Genomic DNA, 14,951 nt, shown 5'->3' with positions numbered 1-14,951 from the left:
GGAAAGCGCGGCGACGTTGGATCCAGGCTCGCGTGGATCCAGAGCGGGCGGAGGGCTAGACCCTCCGCTCCATCTCCACGGCGTCGATCCCGGCGCCGTGGCCATTGGACACGATCCGCGTCACCTGGAAGCCCAGGCCAGCATAGAAGCCCTGGGTGTGCTGGCTGGTGCTGAGCGTGATGCGCTTGATCGAGGGATCCGCTTCGGCCTGGCGCAGGCGAGCCAGCGCCAGTTCGCGGCCCAGTCCCTGCCGGTGCAGCGCGCGCTGCACCATGCCCCAGCAGAAGCCGGCACTGCTGTCGCCGCGTCGCGACAGGCCGCCACAGGCCACGATGCTGCCGTCGCGCTCGATGACCTGGAATGCGCAGTCCACGGCCTGTTCGCGCAGGAAGCGTTCAAAGTCGCTGCGCTCTTCGGGCGCGAAGTAGGTGGGCACGTTGCTGTCGAACATCGACAGGCAGGCGCGGGCATCTGCGCGGCGGTAGAGGCGGAGGTTCATGGGAAAGGCCATGGAATTGCCCGGCTGCATTTCAACCGTCCAGGCGTTGGGAGGGGGCGAAGCGTTCCAGGGTACATGGAGCGATGCCGATCCTTTTACAGCTGACGTCTCCCCGCTCGAATGACCGTGCGGAACGCAGGCGCCTTTACCAGGCGGGTGCGTCGGTGGCGGGCAATGGCGAGGCGCATCCGGTCGCGATGGCGTGCAGTGGGGCGCGATGGCTTCTGGGCTATGCTGTCGACACGTGGGACTGACCGCGCGGCAGGATCCGCCGGCCCCATTCGTGTTCCCGCCTGCAACGGAGCTGCCCAGCGATGCCCGAACCTTCTTTTTTCCGGCCTGCCCCGATCATGCGCGGCCTGCTGTTTGGCACGGTGGGTCTGTTGATCCTTGCCGTGGCCGCCTTCGAGGTGACGCATCGCCTTGAGTTCCTGCAAGTCGCGCAGGCCGTTGATGGCCAGGTCGAGCGCCTGAACGCCGGCGGATCGCATCCGCAGGTCGCGTTCACCACCGCGACCGGCCAACGCGTCTCGTACCCGCAGGGCGGCATGATCTTCGGCTATGAGCCCGGGCAGCCGGTACGCGTGCTGTACGACCCGGCGCAACCGCGGCTGGAGCCGGTCCTGGATACGTTCGGTGCGCTGTGGGGAATGACGGTCGTGTGGGTGCTGCTGGGGCTGGCGTTCGTCGGCGCCTGCGTGCGCGGACTGCTCCGGCGCAGATGACTCGCGGCGGATCGCGCGGCGTCGGCGGGCGGGCCGTTGGACCGGCCACGGCGGCAGGGCCTGTTCAGTCCGGTAGTACCTGCGGCGCTTCCCGCCAGCCCAATAAAAAAGCCGCCCAAGGGGCGGCTTCTTCATTTATCTGGCGGAGAGAGGGGGATTCGAACCCCCGAAGCGCGGTTTAGACGCTTACACACTTTCCAGGCGTGCTCCTTCAACCACTCGGACACCTCTCCGGATCCTGCCATCGGCAAACGCCTCAGCAGGGGCGCAGATTCTAGCGGGCGGCGCGGCCGGACACAAGCACCCTGGCCAGGCAACACCTCCGGGGGCGATGTTGGCGAGGGGGCTGGACAGGCATGGCACAATGGAACATCCGATGGAAAACGGTGGCCTGATGTCCTATCTCGTCCTTGCCCGCAAGTGGCGTCCGAAGCGTTTTGCCGAGCTGGTGGGCCAGGAACACGTGGTCCGTGCGCTCAGCAATGCGCTGGACAGCGGCCGGGTCCACCACGCGTTCCTGTTCACCGGCACCCGCGGCGTGGGCAAGACCACCATCGCGCGCATCTTCGCCAAGTCGCTGAACTGCGAGCAGGGCACCAGCGCCGACCCCTGCGGCCAGTGTGCAGCCTGCCTGGACATCGACGCCGGCCGCTACATCGACCTGCTGGAAATCGACGCCGCGTCCAACACCGGCGTGGACGACGTGCGCGAGGTGATCGAGAACGCGCAGTACATGCCCTCGCGCGGCAAGTACAAGGTCTACCTGATCGACGAAGTGCACATGCTGTCCAAGGCGGCGTTCAACGCGCTGCTGAAGACGCTGGAAGAGCCACCGGAGCACGTCAAGTTCCTGCTGGCCACCACCGATCCGCAGAAGCTGCCGGTCACCGTGCTCAGCCGCTGCCTGCAGTTCAACCTCAAGCGCCTGGATGAAGACCAGATCCAGGGCCAGATGACCCGCATCCTGGCGGCCGAAGCGATCGAGGCCGACGGCAGTGCCATCGTGCAGCTGGCCAAGGCCGCTGACGGCAGCCTGCGCGATGGCCTGTCGCTGCTGGACCAGGCGATCGCCTATGCCGGCGGCGCGCTGCGCGAGGACGTGGTGCGCACCATGCTGGGCACCGTGGACCGCACCCAGGTGGCGGCGATGCTGGATGCGCTGGCCGCCGGCGATGGCCCGCGGCTGCTGCAGGTGGTCGCGGCGCTGGCCGAGTTCTCGCCGGACTGGAGTGGCGTGCTGGAAGCGCTGGCCGAAGGGCTGCACCGCATCCAGGTGCAGCAGCTGGTGCCGGGCGCCGCTGTTGCGGAAGGCCTGGATGTGGCGGCATTCGCCGAGCGCCTGCGCCCGGAAGTGGTGCAGCTCTGGTACCAGATGGCCCTGAACGGCCGTCGCGACCTGCCGCTGGCACCGAGCCCGCGCGCGGGCTTCGAGATGGCGGTGCTGCGCATGCTGGCGTTCCGTCCGGCCGCAGCGGTACCGCCGGTGCCGAAGGCGATCGACGGTGCGGCGGGCGGCACGGCAGGTGGCAACGCTGCCGGTGGCGGCGGCGGTGCCGGTAGCCACGAAGCGACGCCGGCCGCTGCCGCTGCTTCGGCCAGCCCGGCCGTGGCGGCGCAGGTGGCCGCTCCGGTACAGGCCGTTCCGCGCGAACCTGATCCCGAACCGGAGCCGGCCCCGCAGCCGGAGCCGGATCCGACGCCTGAGCCCGAGCCGGTTCCGGTGGAGGAACCCGAGTCGCCGCCGCCAGTGAAGGCGGAGGCGGCAAGCGACGACCTGCCACCGTGGGCCACCCAGGACGCGGAGGCGCGTGATGAGGCGCTGGCCGCAGAGATGGCGGGCCCGGACGCCGCCATGGTCGCGCCCTGGCATGAGCCTCCGGCTCCCGCCGCAGTCGCTGGCGAGCCTGCGCGGCCGGAGCGTCCGTTCCGCGCCGAAGGCATTGCCATTGCGCCGGTCGAACCGGCCCCGGTGCGTGATGTCGCGCCGCCGGACGGTGTCAGCGAGCTGGCCACTGCCGAAGACTGGCTGGACCTGGTGGCCACCAGTGGCCTCAGCGGCCCCTCGCGGCAGCTGGCTGCCAACGCCGCGTTCATCAGCTGCCAGCACGGGACCTTGAAACTGGGCCTTTCGCCCGGATTTGAATACCTGCGCTCGGAGCGCGCGCTGGCTGCCCTCGGCGAGATGCTGCAGAAGGCCCTCGGCCAGGCGCCGAAGATCGTGGTCGAGACCGTGGAAACCGAACACGTTCCGGCCGAGACCCTGCATCAGCGGGCCGACCGCCAGCGTGGCGAGCGGCAGCAGGTGGCAGAGGCCGTTTTCATGGACGACCCGGAAGTGCAGGTGCTGATCCAACAGCACGGCGCGCGGGTTGTTTCCGATTCCATCCGTTCTTTTGACGAGTAAGACACCATGCGCGGAAACATCGCCCAACTGATGCAGCAGGCCCAGAAGATGCAGGAAAACCTGCAGAAGGCCCAGGAAGAAATCGCCCGGATCGAAGTGACCGGCAGCGCCGGCGGCGGCATGGTCAGCGTGACCCTGACCGGTGCCAAGGAATGCCGCAAGGTGCGCATCGACCCGTCGCTGACCAGCGACCCGGAGATGCTGGAAGACCTGATCGCCGCCGCCTTCAACGATGCCTCGAACAAGATCGACGCCGAGTCGAAGTCGAAGATGGGTTCGGCCACCGCCGGCATGCAGCTGCCGCCGGGCATGAAGCTGCCGTTCTGATTGCCAGTGTGGCACCCGTGCAAGCGGGTGCCACGGAATCTGTAGCCGTCGAGCTTGCTCGACGCCATGAAAGCACGCCGCCGTGTCCGCACCCCTGCTTGAACAATTGATCGACGCGCTGCGGGTGCTGCCTGGCGTAGGCCAGAAGACCGCACAGCGCATGGCCTACCACCTGCTCGAACGCGAGCGCGAAGGTGGCCAGCGCCTGGCCGAGACGCTGGCCCTGGCGGTGGAGCGCATCGGCCACTGCGCGCAGTGCCGCGACTTCAGCGAAACCGAGCTGTGCCCGACCTGCGCCAACAGCAGCCGCGAGCGCAGCCAGCTGTGCGTGGTCGAATCGCCGGCCGACCGCCTGGCCATCGAAAACGCCACCGGCTTCCGCGGTGTCTACTTCGTGCTGCAGGGCCGGCTGTCGCCGCTCGATGGCGTCGGCCCGCGCGAGCTGGGCCTGGAGCAGCTGGAACAACGGCTGGCCGAAGGTGAGGTGCAGGAGCTGATCATCGCCACCAGTGCCACCGTCGAAGGCGAAGCCACCGCGCACTACCTTGCGCAGCTGGCGCGCGCGCGCAAGGTGCAGCCCAGCCGGCTGGCACAGGGCCTGCCGCTGGGCGGCGAGCTTGAATACGTTGACCGCGGCACGCTGTCGCACGCGTTCGGAACGCGCAGCGAATTCCGCGATTGAGCAGGCGCCGGGCAGCGACCGGCGCGACCGGCCTACAATGCGGAAGACACTCCCGCCGAGGCCGACCATGAGCAACGAAACCCTCTTCAGCAAGATCATCCGTCGCGAGATCCCGGCCACCATCGTCTATGAGGATGACGAGGTGCTCGGTTTCAAGGACATCGCACCGCAGGCGCCGGTGCACGTCCTGTTCATTCCGAAGAACGAGATCATCCCGACCCTGGACGACCTGCAGCCATCGCAGGCGCACCTGATCGGCAAGCTTGCCCTGGCTGCCGCCGAATATGCGCGCCGCGAAGGGTTCGCGCAGGACGGCTACCGCATCGTGATGAACTGCCGCGAGCATGCCGGGCAGACCGTGTTCCACATCCACATGCACCTGTTGGCGGGTGCCCCGCTGGGCCATTTCGGCGCGCCGGGGCGCTGATGCGCCCGGCCTCCGCCCTTGCCCCGCACCAGAGCCACGCCATGCACGGATGAAAAAAAGCCGCCCGAAGGCGGCCTTTTCCGATCACGCGTGGCCGTTGGCGATCAGATCACCACCAGCCCCAGCGGCCATAGCCGCCCCAGTACGGGCCATACGGGCCCGGGCCCCACGGGCCGTAAGGGTAGGGCACCACATCGACCTGGCGCTGTTCCGGCCACAGGTAGATCACATCGGCCGACAGCTTCGGCAGGCGATAGTCGTACTCGCCGATGCGGGTGTTCTGGTAGCCGTCGATCTTGCCGATGAAGGTCACGTCGCGGCCGGCTTCAAACACGGCCGGGTCGTAGAAACCGGCGCGGCAGGCAATGAAGCGGCCATCGCTGGCGTCGGACGAGGTGGTGTTCGGGCGGCCACTGGCGTTGAGCGGGCGCGAGATCATCTGGAAGCAGGTCTCGCCCTGGCCGGGCTTGGTTTCGATGATGCGGCCGCCCCATCGGACCGGCGTGCCGACCTGCTGGGTGGCGACCGAGTCGCGCGGGGAAACCAGGCTGAACTGTCCCTGCAGCGGCTTGGGGGCCGTGGCGCAGGCCGACAGGGCCAGCGTGGCCACAGCGGTGAGGAGGAACTTGGTGTTCATGGGGAGGCTCCGGAAGTCGGGCGATGCCTGCGCAGGTCCCGCAATAATGAAGCGAGGTCGGTGCAAGTTCCAGCGTAGCGCGCGTCGGCGAAACGCTGGCTGAGCGCGAGCAGGGCCGGATCGGGGTGCCGGGCGTGCACCCGCCGTGCCCAGTCCCGCGCGGTCTCGCAGGGCTCGCGAGCCAGCCCGAGGCGCGCATACCGCCGACCCAGCCGGTGCCAGGCGCGCAGCAGCGGGTCGCGTTCGCGCTCGCCGCGGGCCAGCAGCCAGGCCATCCACGCCAGCGCCAGCAGCGCGGCCACCACCAGGCCAGCCACCAGCTGCGCCGGCCCGAGGTCATCCAGCCCGAATGGCTTGAGCAGCTGCTGCTGGCGGCGCGCGTCGAAGGACAGCACCAGGTCGTTCCAGCCGCGGCGCAGCCAGTCGCCCATCTGCCCCAGCTGCAGCCAGCGCTGCTGCAGCGGGGTATCGGTACCGGCCTGCAGGCGGTCGTCCAGCGTGTCCAGGATGCGCTCCGGCGCCACGGCCGCGGTCGGGTCGACCCGGACCCAGCCGCGTTGTGGCAGCCAGACTTCGGCCCAGGCGTGGGCATCCATGCGCCTCACCACCCAGTAGTCGCCGATGCGGTTGCGGGTGCCGCCGGCGAAGCCGGTCACCACCCGGGCCGGAATGCCGGCGTTGCGCATCAGCACCACGAAGGCCGAGCTGAAGTGCTGGCAGAAGCCGGCCTTGTAGTTGAACAGGAAATCGTCGACCGGATCGCGCCCGGCCACCGGGGCATCGAGCGTGTAGGAGAAATCGCGGGTGATCCACTGCAGCGCGCGACGGACGATGGCCTCGTCATCGTTGCCAGCCTCCTGCCGCCATTGCCGTGCGAGCTGGGCGGTACGTGGATTGAAGCCCGGCGGAAGCTGCAACGCGGCGCGGCGCAGATAGGGCGAAAGATCGGTGTCGAACCGTTGCGGTGGCGCCGAATGCAGCCGCCAGCGGCTGAGCGCGGACAGCGTGCGGTCGCTGCGCAGGCTCATGTCGGCATCGAAGCTGCTGCCCTCCGGTGCGCGGCTGGGCAGGTCCAGTGCCACCAGCAGGCGACGGTCGGTAGGCTCGTAGTCGATCTGGTAGTCCCATCCCGGTGCCGCCGCCTGGACCACGGGAGCGGACCGCCGGGCCGCGGCGTGGTCGCGGCTCCAGCGGTGGCCATCGAAGGAGGTCAGCACCGGGCCGCGCCAATAGCGCTGCGCGGGCTCGGGTACCGCGCCGAAGAACTGCACGCGCAGCGCCGGGGTGTCGTCGGCCATCAGGTCCAGCCACTGGTCCGGTGCCATGCTGTCGGCCAGGCCCGGCGTGCCCACCGCCCGTTCGGGCACGCCCCACAACGGCGTGGACAAGCGCGGGAACAGCCAGAAGCAGGCCAGTGCCAGCGGCAGGCCGATGCCCAGCAAGCGGCCGACACCACGCAGTTGTCCACGCAGTGGCTGGCGTGGGCTGCGGCCTTCGTCCTGGGCCAGGCGCTGCAGGGCCAACAGCGCGACAACGGCGGCCAGCGCCGCCAGCCCCGTGGTCAGCGGCCCCTGGTCGAGCAGGAAGGCCGCGAACGGCGAGAACAGTGCGAACCCCAGCAGGCTGCGTGCATCGCGCAGGTTGCGCAGTTCGCTGGATTTGATCGCCAGCATCGCCGCCAGCAGCGCACAGCCGGTGTCACGCCCCGGCCGCACCATGCCCATCTGCCAGACGATCGTTGCCAGCATGGCCAGTACCAGCAGCAGGCGCACCGGCATCGGCAGCACCCGCCGCCACGCGAGTGCCGCGGTCAGTACGGCGGCGATCGCGATCACCAGGGCGAGCACCGGTGGCAGCTGCAGCAGCAGCGGCAACAGCGCGAGCGCAGCGCTGGCCAGGGTCCAGCTGCGGGCGTTGCGATCAAGCAGGACGGCGGGCTCAGTCATGGGGCATCAACGCCAGCGCGCGCAGGCACAGGTGGTGGTGGCTGGCGCCTTGGCCGGGACCCAATGGCGGATGCGCCGGAAGCAGCAGTGTGTAGCGCCGGCCCTCGCGCTCGGCCATGTCGACCCAGCGTGCCAGCCGCGCGATGCGCGCCTCATGCGCCAGCGGCGCCAGCGTGCGCCAGTCCAGTACCACTTCGATGCCGATCGGCTTCTCGTACTCGCGCACCAGCAGGCTGTCACGGCGTGCCGAGTGCTTCCAGGCAATGCTGCGCGGGGCGTCGCCGGCACGATAGGGGCGCAGCTGATGCAGCTCTTCGCCCGTGGCGTGGGCGCGGGTGTGCAGGGGATCGCTGCCACTTTCCGGGAGGGGCGGTGCCTGGGCCTCGGCCAGCGGGTAAACCAGCAGCGGCTGTTCCGGCCACACCCACGACCACGCGCGCACCAGCCCCAGCGGTTGCGTACTGGACAGGCGGATGCGGGGCAGTTCCAGCCAGCCGCGGCGCTCGCTGGGGACATCCAGCTCCACTTCGCCGCGACCCTGCGCCGGCAGCGCGACCCAGGCCTCGCTTCCCGCCAGCTGCAGGTGCAGCCCATGGCGCGCGCGCGGGTCGCGCAGCGAAAGGTCCACGCGCAGGCGCAGCGGCTGCCCGGCCGGTACCGGTTCGGCGGAGATTGCATCGATCTGCAGGCCGGACAGCTGCAGGTGCGCGGCGATGGCGCTGGCGATCGCCGCTGCGGCCAACAGCAGCGCCAGCAGCAGGGCCGGGTTGTTGTTGTAGTTCAGTGCGCCCAGCAACATCGCTGACAGCAGGGTGGCTACGAACAGGCCGAAGCGCGTCGGCAGTACATAGATGCGATGGCGATCCAGTCGCTGCGGCAGGGCTTCGGGCCTGCGTGGGCGTGCCAGCAGCTGCATGCGTGCCCAGCGAGTGGCCACCTTCAGTCCACCGCGACGGTCTGCAGGATCGCGCGCGCCAGTGCCGGCCCGGAACTGGATTCGGCCTCGGCCACCAGGCGATGGCCGGCCACCGCCACGAACAGGGTCTGCACGTCCTCGGGAACCACGTGCCCGCGGCCGAGCAGCAGCGCGTGCGCCCTGGCGGCGCGCAGCAGGGCCAGCCCGGCACGCGGCGACAGGCCCACGCGGACCCCGGCATGCTGGCGGCTGCGGGTCAGCAGCGCCTGCACGTAGTCGACCAGCGCGTCGCTGGCGTGCACCTGGCCAACCGCTTCACGCAACGCACGCACCTGGGTGTCGTCCAGCTTCGGCACCGCGCGCGCGATCAGGTCGCGGCGATCGCTGCCACGCAGCAGTTCGCGCTCGGCCTGCGCGCTCGGGTAGCCCATTGCCAGGCGCAGCAGGAAACGGTCCAGCTGCGAATCCGGCAACGGGAAGGTGCCGGACAGGTCGACCGGGTTCTGCGTGGCGATGACGAAGAACGGATCGGGCAGCGGATGCGTCTGTCCGTCCAGGGTGACCTGCTGCTCGGCCATCGCCTCCAGCAACGCGCTCTGCGTGCGCGGCGGTGCGCGGTTGATTTCATCGGCCAGCAGCACGTTGGTGAACACCGGGCCGGGATGGAACTGGAACTGGCGGCTGCCGGCCTCGTACACCGATACGCCAAGCACATCGGCCGGCAACAGGTCGGAGGTGAACTGCACGCGCTGGAAGCTGAGGCCGAGGCTGCTGGCCAGCGCATGCGCGAGCGTGGTCTTGCCCAGGCCAGGCAGATCCTCGATGAGCAGGTGGCCGCCGGAAAGCAGGGCGACAAAGGCCAGCCTGACTTCCGGCACCTTGCCCAGCACCAGTGCGTTCACCTGATCCTGTGCCTCCCGCAGGGCCTGGCGCAGTTGATCGGTTAGCATGCTGGGATTGGGGGACGAGGCTGGCATGATCGTCTCAGGTCTGGAATCCATTCGATTATCCATAGAGCAATGCAAGGCGAACAGCGCGCGCGGACGATATTTCTCTGGTTGTGGACGCTGGTCACAGCGGCCAAGCTGGTGGTGGCTGCGCGCCTGCCGCTGTTCGTCGACGAAGCGTTCTACTGGCAGGAAGGCCAGCATCTGGCCGCTGCCTATTCCGATCTGCCGGGGCTGACCGCCTGGCTGGCACGCCTGGGTGTGGAGATCGGCGGTCATCACGTACTCGCATTGCGATTGCCGTTCCTGGCCATCGGTGCGCTGTTGCCGTTGCTGGTGGTGCGCATCGCCACACGCTGGTTCGGCAACGTTGCCGGGTGGCAGGCGGGCAGCCTGACCCTGCTGATGCCGCTGTCGGCCACGCTGGGCCTGCTGGCGGTGCCGGACGTGCCCATGGCGCTGGCCGCAGTGATCTGCCTGCACGCCGGCGCACGCCTGCTGCACAGCGTGGATGCATCATCGGCGATGAAGCTGGCGCTGGGCCTGCTGATCGGTGCGCTCAGCCACTACCGCTTCATCGGTGTCATCGGCGTCGGGTTCATCGCGCTGCTGGCGTTGCCGCAGGGGCGTCGCATGCTGGCCGATCCGCGCGTATGGGTGGCGCTGGCGGTGGGTGTGCTGGCCTGGCTGCCGCTGCTGGCCTGGAACGCGGACAACCATGATGCCGGCCTGAAGTTCCAGGTGGTGGAGCGCCACCCGTGGGCGTTCGAGTGGGAGGGACTGTGGTTCCTGGTGATCCAGCCGATGCTGGTCACGCCGATCCTGTGCATCGCGATGTGGAAGGTCGCGCTGGCCGGCACCCGCAGCGGCGGCGGCGCGCGGGTGCAGTGGCGCTACTTCGGCCTGGTGGGCGGTGTATCGACGGCGGGCATTTTCCTGCTGGGTTTCTTCACCGATGTCGAACGCATCAGTTTCCACTGGCCGCTGCCGGGCTACCTGGCACTGCTGGTGGCGGTGCCTGTGGTGCTCAATGGCTGGCCGCGCTGGCTGCGCCGTACCGGCTGGTGGCTGGCGGCGGCGGGTACCGTGCTGGCCTTCGGCTACTACCTGATGGCGTCCACGCCGGCGCTGCGCGAGCAGATGGCGGGCAGCAAGTACTACCCGCGCAACTTCGCCGGCTGGCAACCGCTGGCCGTGGCGGTGCGCGACGAGCTGCGCCAGATGCCGCCCGGCACGCGTGTCCTGGCGGGCAACTTCAAGGTCGGTGCCGAACTGGGCTTCCAGCTGGGTGACGGTGATATCCAGGTGTTGCCGCATCCGCTCAATGACAAGCATGGGCGAACCGCACAGCTGGCGCAGTGGAACCTGCTGCACGAAGGCCCGCGCAATACGCCGATGTTGCTGGTGCTGTCACCCAGCGACCAGCGCTACCGCGATCTGCTGGCGCGCTATCACACCATCTGCGAGCAGGTCGGACCGTTGCCCGCGCCGCGCGTGGTCAGCAGCGACCATGGTTTCCAGCGGTTCCTGTTGTTCCGGTTGCCGGCGCAGCGTGCCCCGGGGCCGTGCGTGACGCCGGCGATGGCGTGGCTGGATGCGCCGTCCAATGGTCAGGCGGTTTCCGGAACGCTGGCGATCAAGGGCTGGGCCTTCAAGGATGGCGTCGGCCTGGCACGCGTCGAAGTGCTGGTTGACGGCCGCCCGATCGGTGATGCGCGCTACGGGCGCGTGTTCGACGTCCGCCCCGCCTGGCCGGGCAGTACCGACCCGCAGCATCCGTCGGTGGGCTTTGATGCCTCGCTGGATACCGCCACGCTGGCACCGGGGCGGCATTGGCTCGGCCTGCGCCTGTACGGGCGCGATGGCAGCGTGGAGGCGTGGCAGGAGCAGCCGTTCGAGGTGCGCTGAGGTCCTCTGGTCCTGTCGAGCCGTGCCGATGCTCGGCTCTACCGTTCACGGCACCGCGAATCCGGCCCTGCGCAGCAGCCTGCACAGCGCGATCAGCGGCAGGCCGACCAGCGCGGTCGGGTCGCGGTTGTCGATCGCCTCGAACAGGCTGATGCCCAGGCCCTCGCACTTGAAGCTGCCGGCGCAGTCCAGTGGTTGCTCGGCGGCGACATAGCGGGCGATCTCCAGCGGGTCCAGCGCGCGGAAGCGTACTTCGGTCAGATCCACTGCGGCGAAGGATTCTCCATCGCGCCTGAGACTGATTGCCGTGTGAAAGCGCACGGTTTGCCCGGACATCGCCGCCAGCTGCGCACAGGCGGCCTCGGCCGTGCCCGGCTTGCCCAGCGGCTGGCCGTTCAGGTCGGCCACCTGGTCCGAGCCGATCACCCAGGCGCCCGGATGGTGGGCGGCCACATCGGCGGTCTTGGCGGCCGCCAGGCGCGTGGCCAGCGCCAGCGGAGCTTCGCCGTTCAACGGGGTTTCATCCACGTCCGGGCGTGCGCAGTCGAAGGGCAGGCCCAGCCGTTGCAGCAGTTCGCGGCGGTAGCGGGAGGTGGAGGCCAGGACCAGTGGCATGTGACAATACCGGGGCAGGGCGCGGCAGTCTGGCCCGCCTGCGCCGCCCGCGGCAAGTCCTGCAGGGCAGGCATTTGACAGCAGACACCGCGATCCTTAGTATTCAGCGGCTTATGTCCGCGAACGTGCCCGAAACGCTGGATGCCTGGCGGATGGTTGTAGCGCGAAGGCGCTTCGACGGTCAGGTGCCCCTGGCTGAATTGACCCGCCTGCAAGGGTTGGTCGCAGATACCGACGGCGAGTGTGTCTACTCGCTTGAATTCGGTCGCGACGACGTCTTGCGGGTATCCTATGTGGAACTGACCATCGACACCGCGTTGCCGCTGACCTGTCAGCGCAGCATGCAGCGATTCCTGTTGCCGGTGAAGGTGACCCAGAGGCTTGGCCTGATCCGCGACGAGGACGAGGAATCGTCCCTGCCGGAGGAATACGAGGCGTTGCTGGTGCCGGAAGACGGCCAGCTGCGTCCGCTGGACCTGGTCGAGGACGAGCTGGTGCTGGCGGTGCCTGTGGTGCCGCTGTCGCCCGACGGTGAAGCAGTCGACAAGGACTGGGCACCGAGCGAAGAAGAAACGAAGAAGGCCAACCCGTTCGCGGCGTTGGCGGCACTGAAGAAACAATAGCAGCCGGATTGTCGTCGGCGGCTGCGGCGAAAGCGAAAGTGTGCTGGGCGCTGGCGTCCTGCGCGACGATACGACGAAGCAAAACGAACCGAGTTTGGAGCAATCCCATGGCTGTGCAGAAATCCCGTGTTACCCCGTCCCGCCGCGGCCAGCGCCGTTCGCATGACGCCCTGAGCGCCAAGCAGCTGTCGACCGACCCGACCACCGGCGAAGTGCATCTGCGTCACCACATCACTGCCGATGGTTTCTACCGCGGCAAGAAGGTCATCCAGACCAAGACCTCGGCCGTCGAAGAAGATTGATGTGCCGGGAAGGCCGCTGCCTCCGGGCAGCGGCCTTTGCCTTCTTTCCCGGGCGTGCCGGTGATCGGCGGCCCGCGCAACAGGAAACATGATGAGCAAGCGGATCTACTCGAGGATCGCGGGCACGGGCAGCTATTTGCCGGAAAAAGTCCTGACCAACGCCGACCTGGAAAAAATGGTCGAAACCTCGGACGAGTGGATCCAGTCGCGCACCGGCATTCGTGAACGGCACATCGCGGCCGAAGGCGAAACCACCAGCGACCTCGGCTACAACGCCGCCCTGCGCGCGCTGGAAGCCGCAGGCATCGATGCCTCGCAGCTCGACATGATCGTGGTCGGTACGACCACGCCTGACCTCATTTTTCCGTCCACCGCGTGCCTGGTCCAGGCCAAGCTCGGTGTGGCGGGGTGCCCTGCCTTCGACGTGAACGCGGCCTGTTCCGGCTTCGTGTTCGCGCTGGGCGTGGCCGACAAGTTCATCCGCTCCGGCGACTGCAAGCATGTGCTGGTGATCGGCACCGAAACGCTGACCCGCATGGTCGACTGGAACGATCGCACCACCTGCGTGCTGTTCGGTGATGGCGCCGGCGCTGTCGTGCTGAAGGCCGACGAAGAGACCGGCATCCTCAGCACCCACCTGCATGCCGATGGCAGCAAGAAGGAACTGCTGTGGAACCCGGTCGGCGTTTCGACCGGCTTCAAGGACGGCGCCAACGGCGGTGGCACCATCAACATGAAGGGCAACGACGTGTTCAAGTATGCCGTCAAGGCGCTGGACTCGGTCGTGGACGAGACCCTGGCTGCCAACGGCCTGGACAAGTCCGACCTGGACTGGCTGATCCCGCACCAGGCCAACCTGCGCATCATCGAAGCCACCGCCAAGCGCCTGGAGATGTCGATGGACCAGGTCGTGGTGACCGTCGACAAGCACGGCAACACCTCCTCCGGCTCGGTGCCGCTGGCGCTGGACGCCGCGGTGCGTTCGGGCAAGGTCGAGCGTGGCCAGCTGCTGCTGCTGGAGGCCTTCGGCGGCGGCTTCACGTGGGGTTCGGCCCTGCTGCGCTATTGATAGTGCAAGTTACGACAATGTGAAGTCTTGTCGTTACGGCCCCTCCGGGGCCGTAACGCGTTTAAGGAGGACCTGTCATGGTTGAGCCCATCGTCATCGAAGGGCAACGTGCCTGGCTGAAGCAGTACGGCAAGGGAAGCCGGGCAATGGCCCTGGGCCTGCTCAATTTTGTTGCGCGCCGTTTCCATCTGGATGCGCTGCGCCCGCCACCGCATCGCGGCGGCGATGCGGCACGCGAAACCGAAGCCCGGCGCCTGGGGGAACTGCAGGCACAGGGCGTGAACGTGCCCGACGTGCTGGGCACCGGCCACGCTGCACTGGTGATCGGCGACAACGGCAGCTCGTTCAATACCTGCCTGCGTGAAGCCGATGAGGCCGGCCGCGATCGGCTGGTGATGGCGGCGATGCAGTCCATCGCCCAGGCGCATGCGCGCGGGGCCTATTTCGGCCAGCCCTTGCCGCGCAACCTCACCTGGGATGGCGAGAAGGTCGGCTTCATCGACTTCGAGGAAGATCCGCTGGAAGTGATGGACCTGTCCGAAGCGCAGGCCCGCGACTGGCTGATGTTCGGCTATGGCGTGGCCAAGTACTACGCCGACCGCCCCGAGCACCTGCAGGCGATGATGGCCGAAGCGATGGGCGACGTTCAGGCGCCGGTGCGCGAGCACGTGCATGCGGTCAGTGGCCGCCTGCGCAGCCTGGCCCGGGTCTGCATGAAGCTGGGGCGTTCAGCGCGCGCGCTGGCCCATTCGATCTTCATCACCCACGGCGCCAGTACGGCCGGGGTGCTGATGCTGGTGGGGCTGTGCGTGGATTTCCTCGCCGACGGCGATCTGGACGTGCTGCAGCTGTTCTGCTGATGGCTGGCAGGGGGCAGATCCCTTTTCCTGCGGAAAAGGGATCTGACCCCGTTGCGCTTGCCCG

16 protein-coding genes and 1 tRNA gene are annotated in these 14,951 nt (G+C 68.4%); 10 read left to right on the top strand and 7 right to left on the bottom strand.

What is annotated here, in order from left to right; translation table 11 throughout:
- Positions 1-55: 55 nt before the first annotated feature.
- A complete protein-coding gene (locus AC5P9I_RS08270; protein WP_049471080.1) occupies positions 56-499 on the bottom strand; it encodes a GNAT family N-acetyltransferase in 444 nt (147 codons plus the stop codon).
- 350 nt (positions 500-849) lie between these two features.
- Here AC5P9I_RS08270 and AC5P9I_RS08265 point away from each other — a divergent pair, with 350 nt between their 5' ends.
- Positions 850-1,224: a DUF3592 domain-containing protein gene (locus tag AC5P9I_RS08265; protein ID WP_049471081.1), complete on the top strand. Its 375-nt coding sequence runs from the start codon at positions 850-852 to the stop codon at positions 1,222-1,224.
- A gap of 140 nt (positions 1,225-1,364) precedes the next feature.
- Here the strand turns inward: AC5P9I_RS08265 and AC5P9I_RS08260 are convergent.
- Positions 1,365-1,457 (bottom strand) — tRNA-Ser (locus tag AC5P9I_RS08260).
- A gap of 161 nt (positions 1,458-1,618) precedes the next feature.
- On the opposite strand from AC5P9I_RS08260, the gene dnaX reads away from it, so the two are divergent.
- The 4 genes from dnaX to AC5P9I_RS08240 all read left to right on the top strand — a co-directional run bounded on the left by dnaX (position 1,619) and on the right by AC5P9I_RS08240 (position 5,064).
- Complete coding sequence (gene dnaX, locus AC5P9I_RS08255) at positions 1,619-3,628, top strand: DNA polymerase III subunit gamma/tau (RefSeq protein ID WP_049471068.1); 2,010 nt, start codon at positions 1,619-1,621, stop codon at positions 3,626-3,628.
- Between the two features lie 6 nt (positions 3,629-3,634).
- Positions 3,635-3,955 carry a YbaB/EbfC family nucleoid-associated protein gene (locus AC5P9I_RS08250; RefSeq protein WP_019659509.1) on the top strand — a complete coding sequence of 107 codons (321 nt, stop codon included), beginning with the start codon at positions 3,635-3,637 and terminating at the stop codon, positions 3,953-3,955.
- An 82-nt stretch (positions 3,956-4,037) separates the two neighbouring features.
- Entirely contained in the window at positions 4,038-4,637 is a 600-nt protein-coding gene (gene recR / locus AC5P9I_RS08245; protein WP_005415496.1) for a recombination mediator RecR, read from the top strand.
- A 67-nt stretch (positions 4,638-4,704) separates the two neighbouring features.
- Positions 4,705-5,064, top strand: coding sequence for a histidine triad nucleotide-binding protein (locus AC5P9I_RS08240; RefSeq protein WP_005408300.1), 360 nt, complete (start codon positions 4,705-4,707; stop codon positions 5,062-5,064).
- A 109-nt stretch (positions 5,065-5,173) separates the two neighbouring features.
- Here AC5P9I_RS08240 and AC5P9I_RS08235 read toward each other — a convergent pair whose 3' ends face one another.
- From AC5P9I_RS08235 to AC5P9I_RS08220, 4 genes are read right to left on the bottom strand one after another with little or no spacing between them, the layout of a single operon-like run.
- Positions 5,174-5,701: a Slp family lipoprotein gene (locus AC5P9I_RS08235; protein WP_014036182.1), complete on the bottom strand. Its 528-nt coding sequence runs from the start codon at positions 5,699-5,701 to the stop codon at positions 5,174-5,176.
- Entirely contained in the window at positions 5,698-7,647 is a 1,950-nt protein-coding gene (locus AC5P9I_RS08230; RefSeq protein ID WP_130768430.1) for a transglutaminase TgpA family protein, read from the bottom strand. Before AC5P9I_RS08230 ends, AC5P9I_RS08235 begins: the two co-directional genes overlap by 4 nt.
- Complete coding sequence (locus AC5P9I_RS08225; protein ID WP_049471050.1) at positions 7,640-8,563, bottom strand: DUF58 domain-containing protein; 924 nt, start codon at positions 8,561-8,563, stop codon at positions 7,640-7,642. Before AC5P9I_RS08225 ends, AC5P9I_RS08230 begins: the two co-directional genes overlap by 8 nt.
- Before the next feature lie 23 nt (positions 8,564-8,586).
- Positions 8,587-9,540, bottom strand: a complete 954-nt coding sequence (locus tag AC5P9I_RS08220) for an AAA family ATPase (protein WP_130768467.1) — start codon at positions 9,538-9,540, stop codon at positions 8,587-8,589.
- A gap of 42 nt (positions 9,541-9,582) precedes the next feature.
- Between AC5P9I_RS08220 and AC5P9I_RS08215 the strand changes: the two genes are divergently transcribed.
- Positions 9,583-11,418 carry a glycosyltransferase family 39 protein gene (locus AC5P9I_RS08215; RefSeq protein ID WP_130768429.1) on the top strand — a complete coding sequence of 612 codons (1,836 nt, stop codon included), beginning with the start codon at positions 9,583-9,585 and terminating at the stop codon, positions 11,416-11,418.
- A 45-nt stretch (positions 11,419-11,463) separates the two neighbouring features.
- On the opposite strand, the gene AC5P9I_RS08210 is transcribed toward AC5P9I_RS08215, so the two are convergent.
- Positions 11,464-12,033 carry a Maf family protein gene (locus AC5P9I_RS08210; protein ID WP_049471055.1) on the bottom strand — a complete coding sequence of 190 codons (570 nt, stop codon included), beginning with the start codon at positions 12,031-12,033 and terminating at the stop codon, positions 11,464-11,466.
- Positions 12,034-12,146: 113 nt separating this feature from the next.
- Here AC5P9I_RS08210 and AC5P9I_RS08205 point away from each other — a divergent pair, with 113 nt between their 5' ends.
- From AC5P9I_RS08205 to AC5P9I_RS08190, 4 genes are all read left to right on the top strand, one after another.
- Complete coding sequence (locus tag AC5P9I_RS08205) at positions 12,147-12,656, top strand: YceD family protein (RefSeq protein ID WP_049471056.1); 510 nt, start codon at positions 12,147-12,149, stop codon at positions 12,654-12,656.
- A 107-nt stretch (positions 12,657-12,763) separates the two neighbouring features.
- On the top strand, positions 12,764-12,958 hold the full coding sequence (gene rpmF, locus AC5P9I_RS08200) for a 50S ribosomal protein L32 (RefSeq protein WP_005408308.1): 195 nt from the start codon (positions 12,764-12,766) through the stop codon (positions 12,956-12,958).
- Between the two features lie 91 nt (positions 12,959-13,049).
- Positions 13,050-14,027: a beta-ketoacyl-ACP synthase III gene (locus tag AC5P9I_RS08195; RefSeq protein ID WP_049471058.1), complete on the top strand. Its 978-nt coding sequence runs from the start codon at positions 13,050-13,052 to the stop codon at positions 14,025-14,027.
- A gap of 77 nt (positions 14,028-14,104) precedes the next feature.
- Positions 14,105-14,887: a BUD32 family EKC/KEOPS complex subunit gene (locus AC5P9I_RS08190; protein WP_049471060.1), complete on the top strand. Its 783-nt coding sequence runs from the start codon at positions 14,105-14,107 to the stop codon at positions 14,885-14,887.
- Positions 14,888-14,951 lie beyond the last annotated feature (64 nt).

Source organism: Stenotrophomonas sp. YJH_SMC_29, assembly GCF_059371235.1.
Note: the sequence above shows the minus strand (reverse complement) of the source record. Positions and strands in the feature narration are given on the sequence as shown.

Coding starts and splice junctions, on each gene's coding strand:
- AC5P9I_RS08250 (WP_019659509.1), top strand. CDS start 3,635: ATGCGCGGAAACATCGCCCAACTGATGCAGCAGGCCCAGAAGATGCAG.
- AC5P9I_RS08240 (WP_005408300.1), top strand. CDS start 4,705: ATGAGCAACGAAACCCTCTTCAGCAAGATCATCCGTCGCGAGATCCCG.
- AC5P9I_RS08235 (WP_014036182.1), bottom strand. CDS start 5,701: ATGAACACCAAGTTCCTCCTCACCGCTGTGGCCACGCTGGCCCTGTCG.
- AC5P9I_RS08230 (WP_130768430.1), bottom strand. CDS start 7,647: ATGACTGAGCCCGCCGTCCTGCTTGATCGCAACGCCCGCAGCTGGACC.
- AC5P9I_RS08215 (WP_130768429.1), top strand. CDS start 9,583: ATGCAAGGCGAACAGCGCGCGCGGACGATATTTCTCTGGTTGTGGACG.
- AC5P9I_RS08270 (WP_049471080.1), bottom strand. CDS start 499: ATGAACCTCCGCCTCTACCGCCGCGCAGATGCCCGCGCCTGCCTGTCG.
- AC5P9I_RS08205 (WP_049471056.1), top strand. CDS start 12,147: ATGTCCGCGAACGTGCCCGAAACGCTGGATGCCTGGCGGATGGTTGTA.
- AC5P9I_RS08225 (WP_049471050.1), bottom strand. CDS start 8,563: ATGCAGCTGCTGGCACGCCCACGCAGGCCCGAAGCCCTGCCGCAGCGA.
- AC5P9I_RS08265 (WP_049471081.1), top strand. CDS start 850: ATGCGCGGCCTGCTGTTTGGCACGGTGGGTCTGTTGATCCTTGCCGTG.
- AC5P9I_RS08190 (WP_049471060.1), top strand. CDS start 14,105: ATGGTTGAGCCCATCGTCATCGAAGGGCAACGTGCCTGGCTGAAGCAG.
- AC5P9I_RS08220 (WP_130768467.1), bottom strand. CDS start 9,540: ATGCCAGCCTCGTCCCCCAATCCCAGCATGCTAACCGATCAACTGCGC.
- AC5P9I_RS08210 (WP_049471055.1), bottom strand. CDS start 12,033: ATGCCACTGGTCCTGGCCTCCACCTCCCGCTACCGCCGCGAACTGCTG.
- AC5P9I_RS08195 (WP_049471058.1), top strand. CDS start 13,050: ATGAGCAAGCGGATCTACTCGAGGATCGCGGGCACGGGCAGCTATTTG.
- dnaX (WP_049471068.1), top strand. CDS start 1,619: ATGTCCTATCTCGTCCTTGCCCGCAAGTGGCGTCCGAAGCGTTTTGCC.
- rpmF (WP_005408308.1), top strand. CDS start 12,764: ATGGCTGTGCAGAAATCCCGTGTTACCCCGTCCCGCCGCGGCCAGCGC.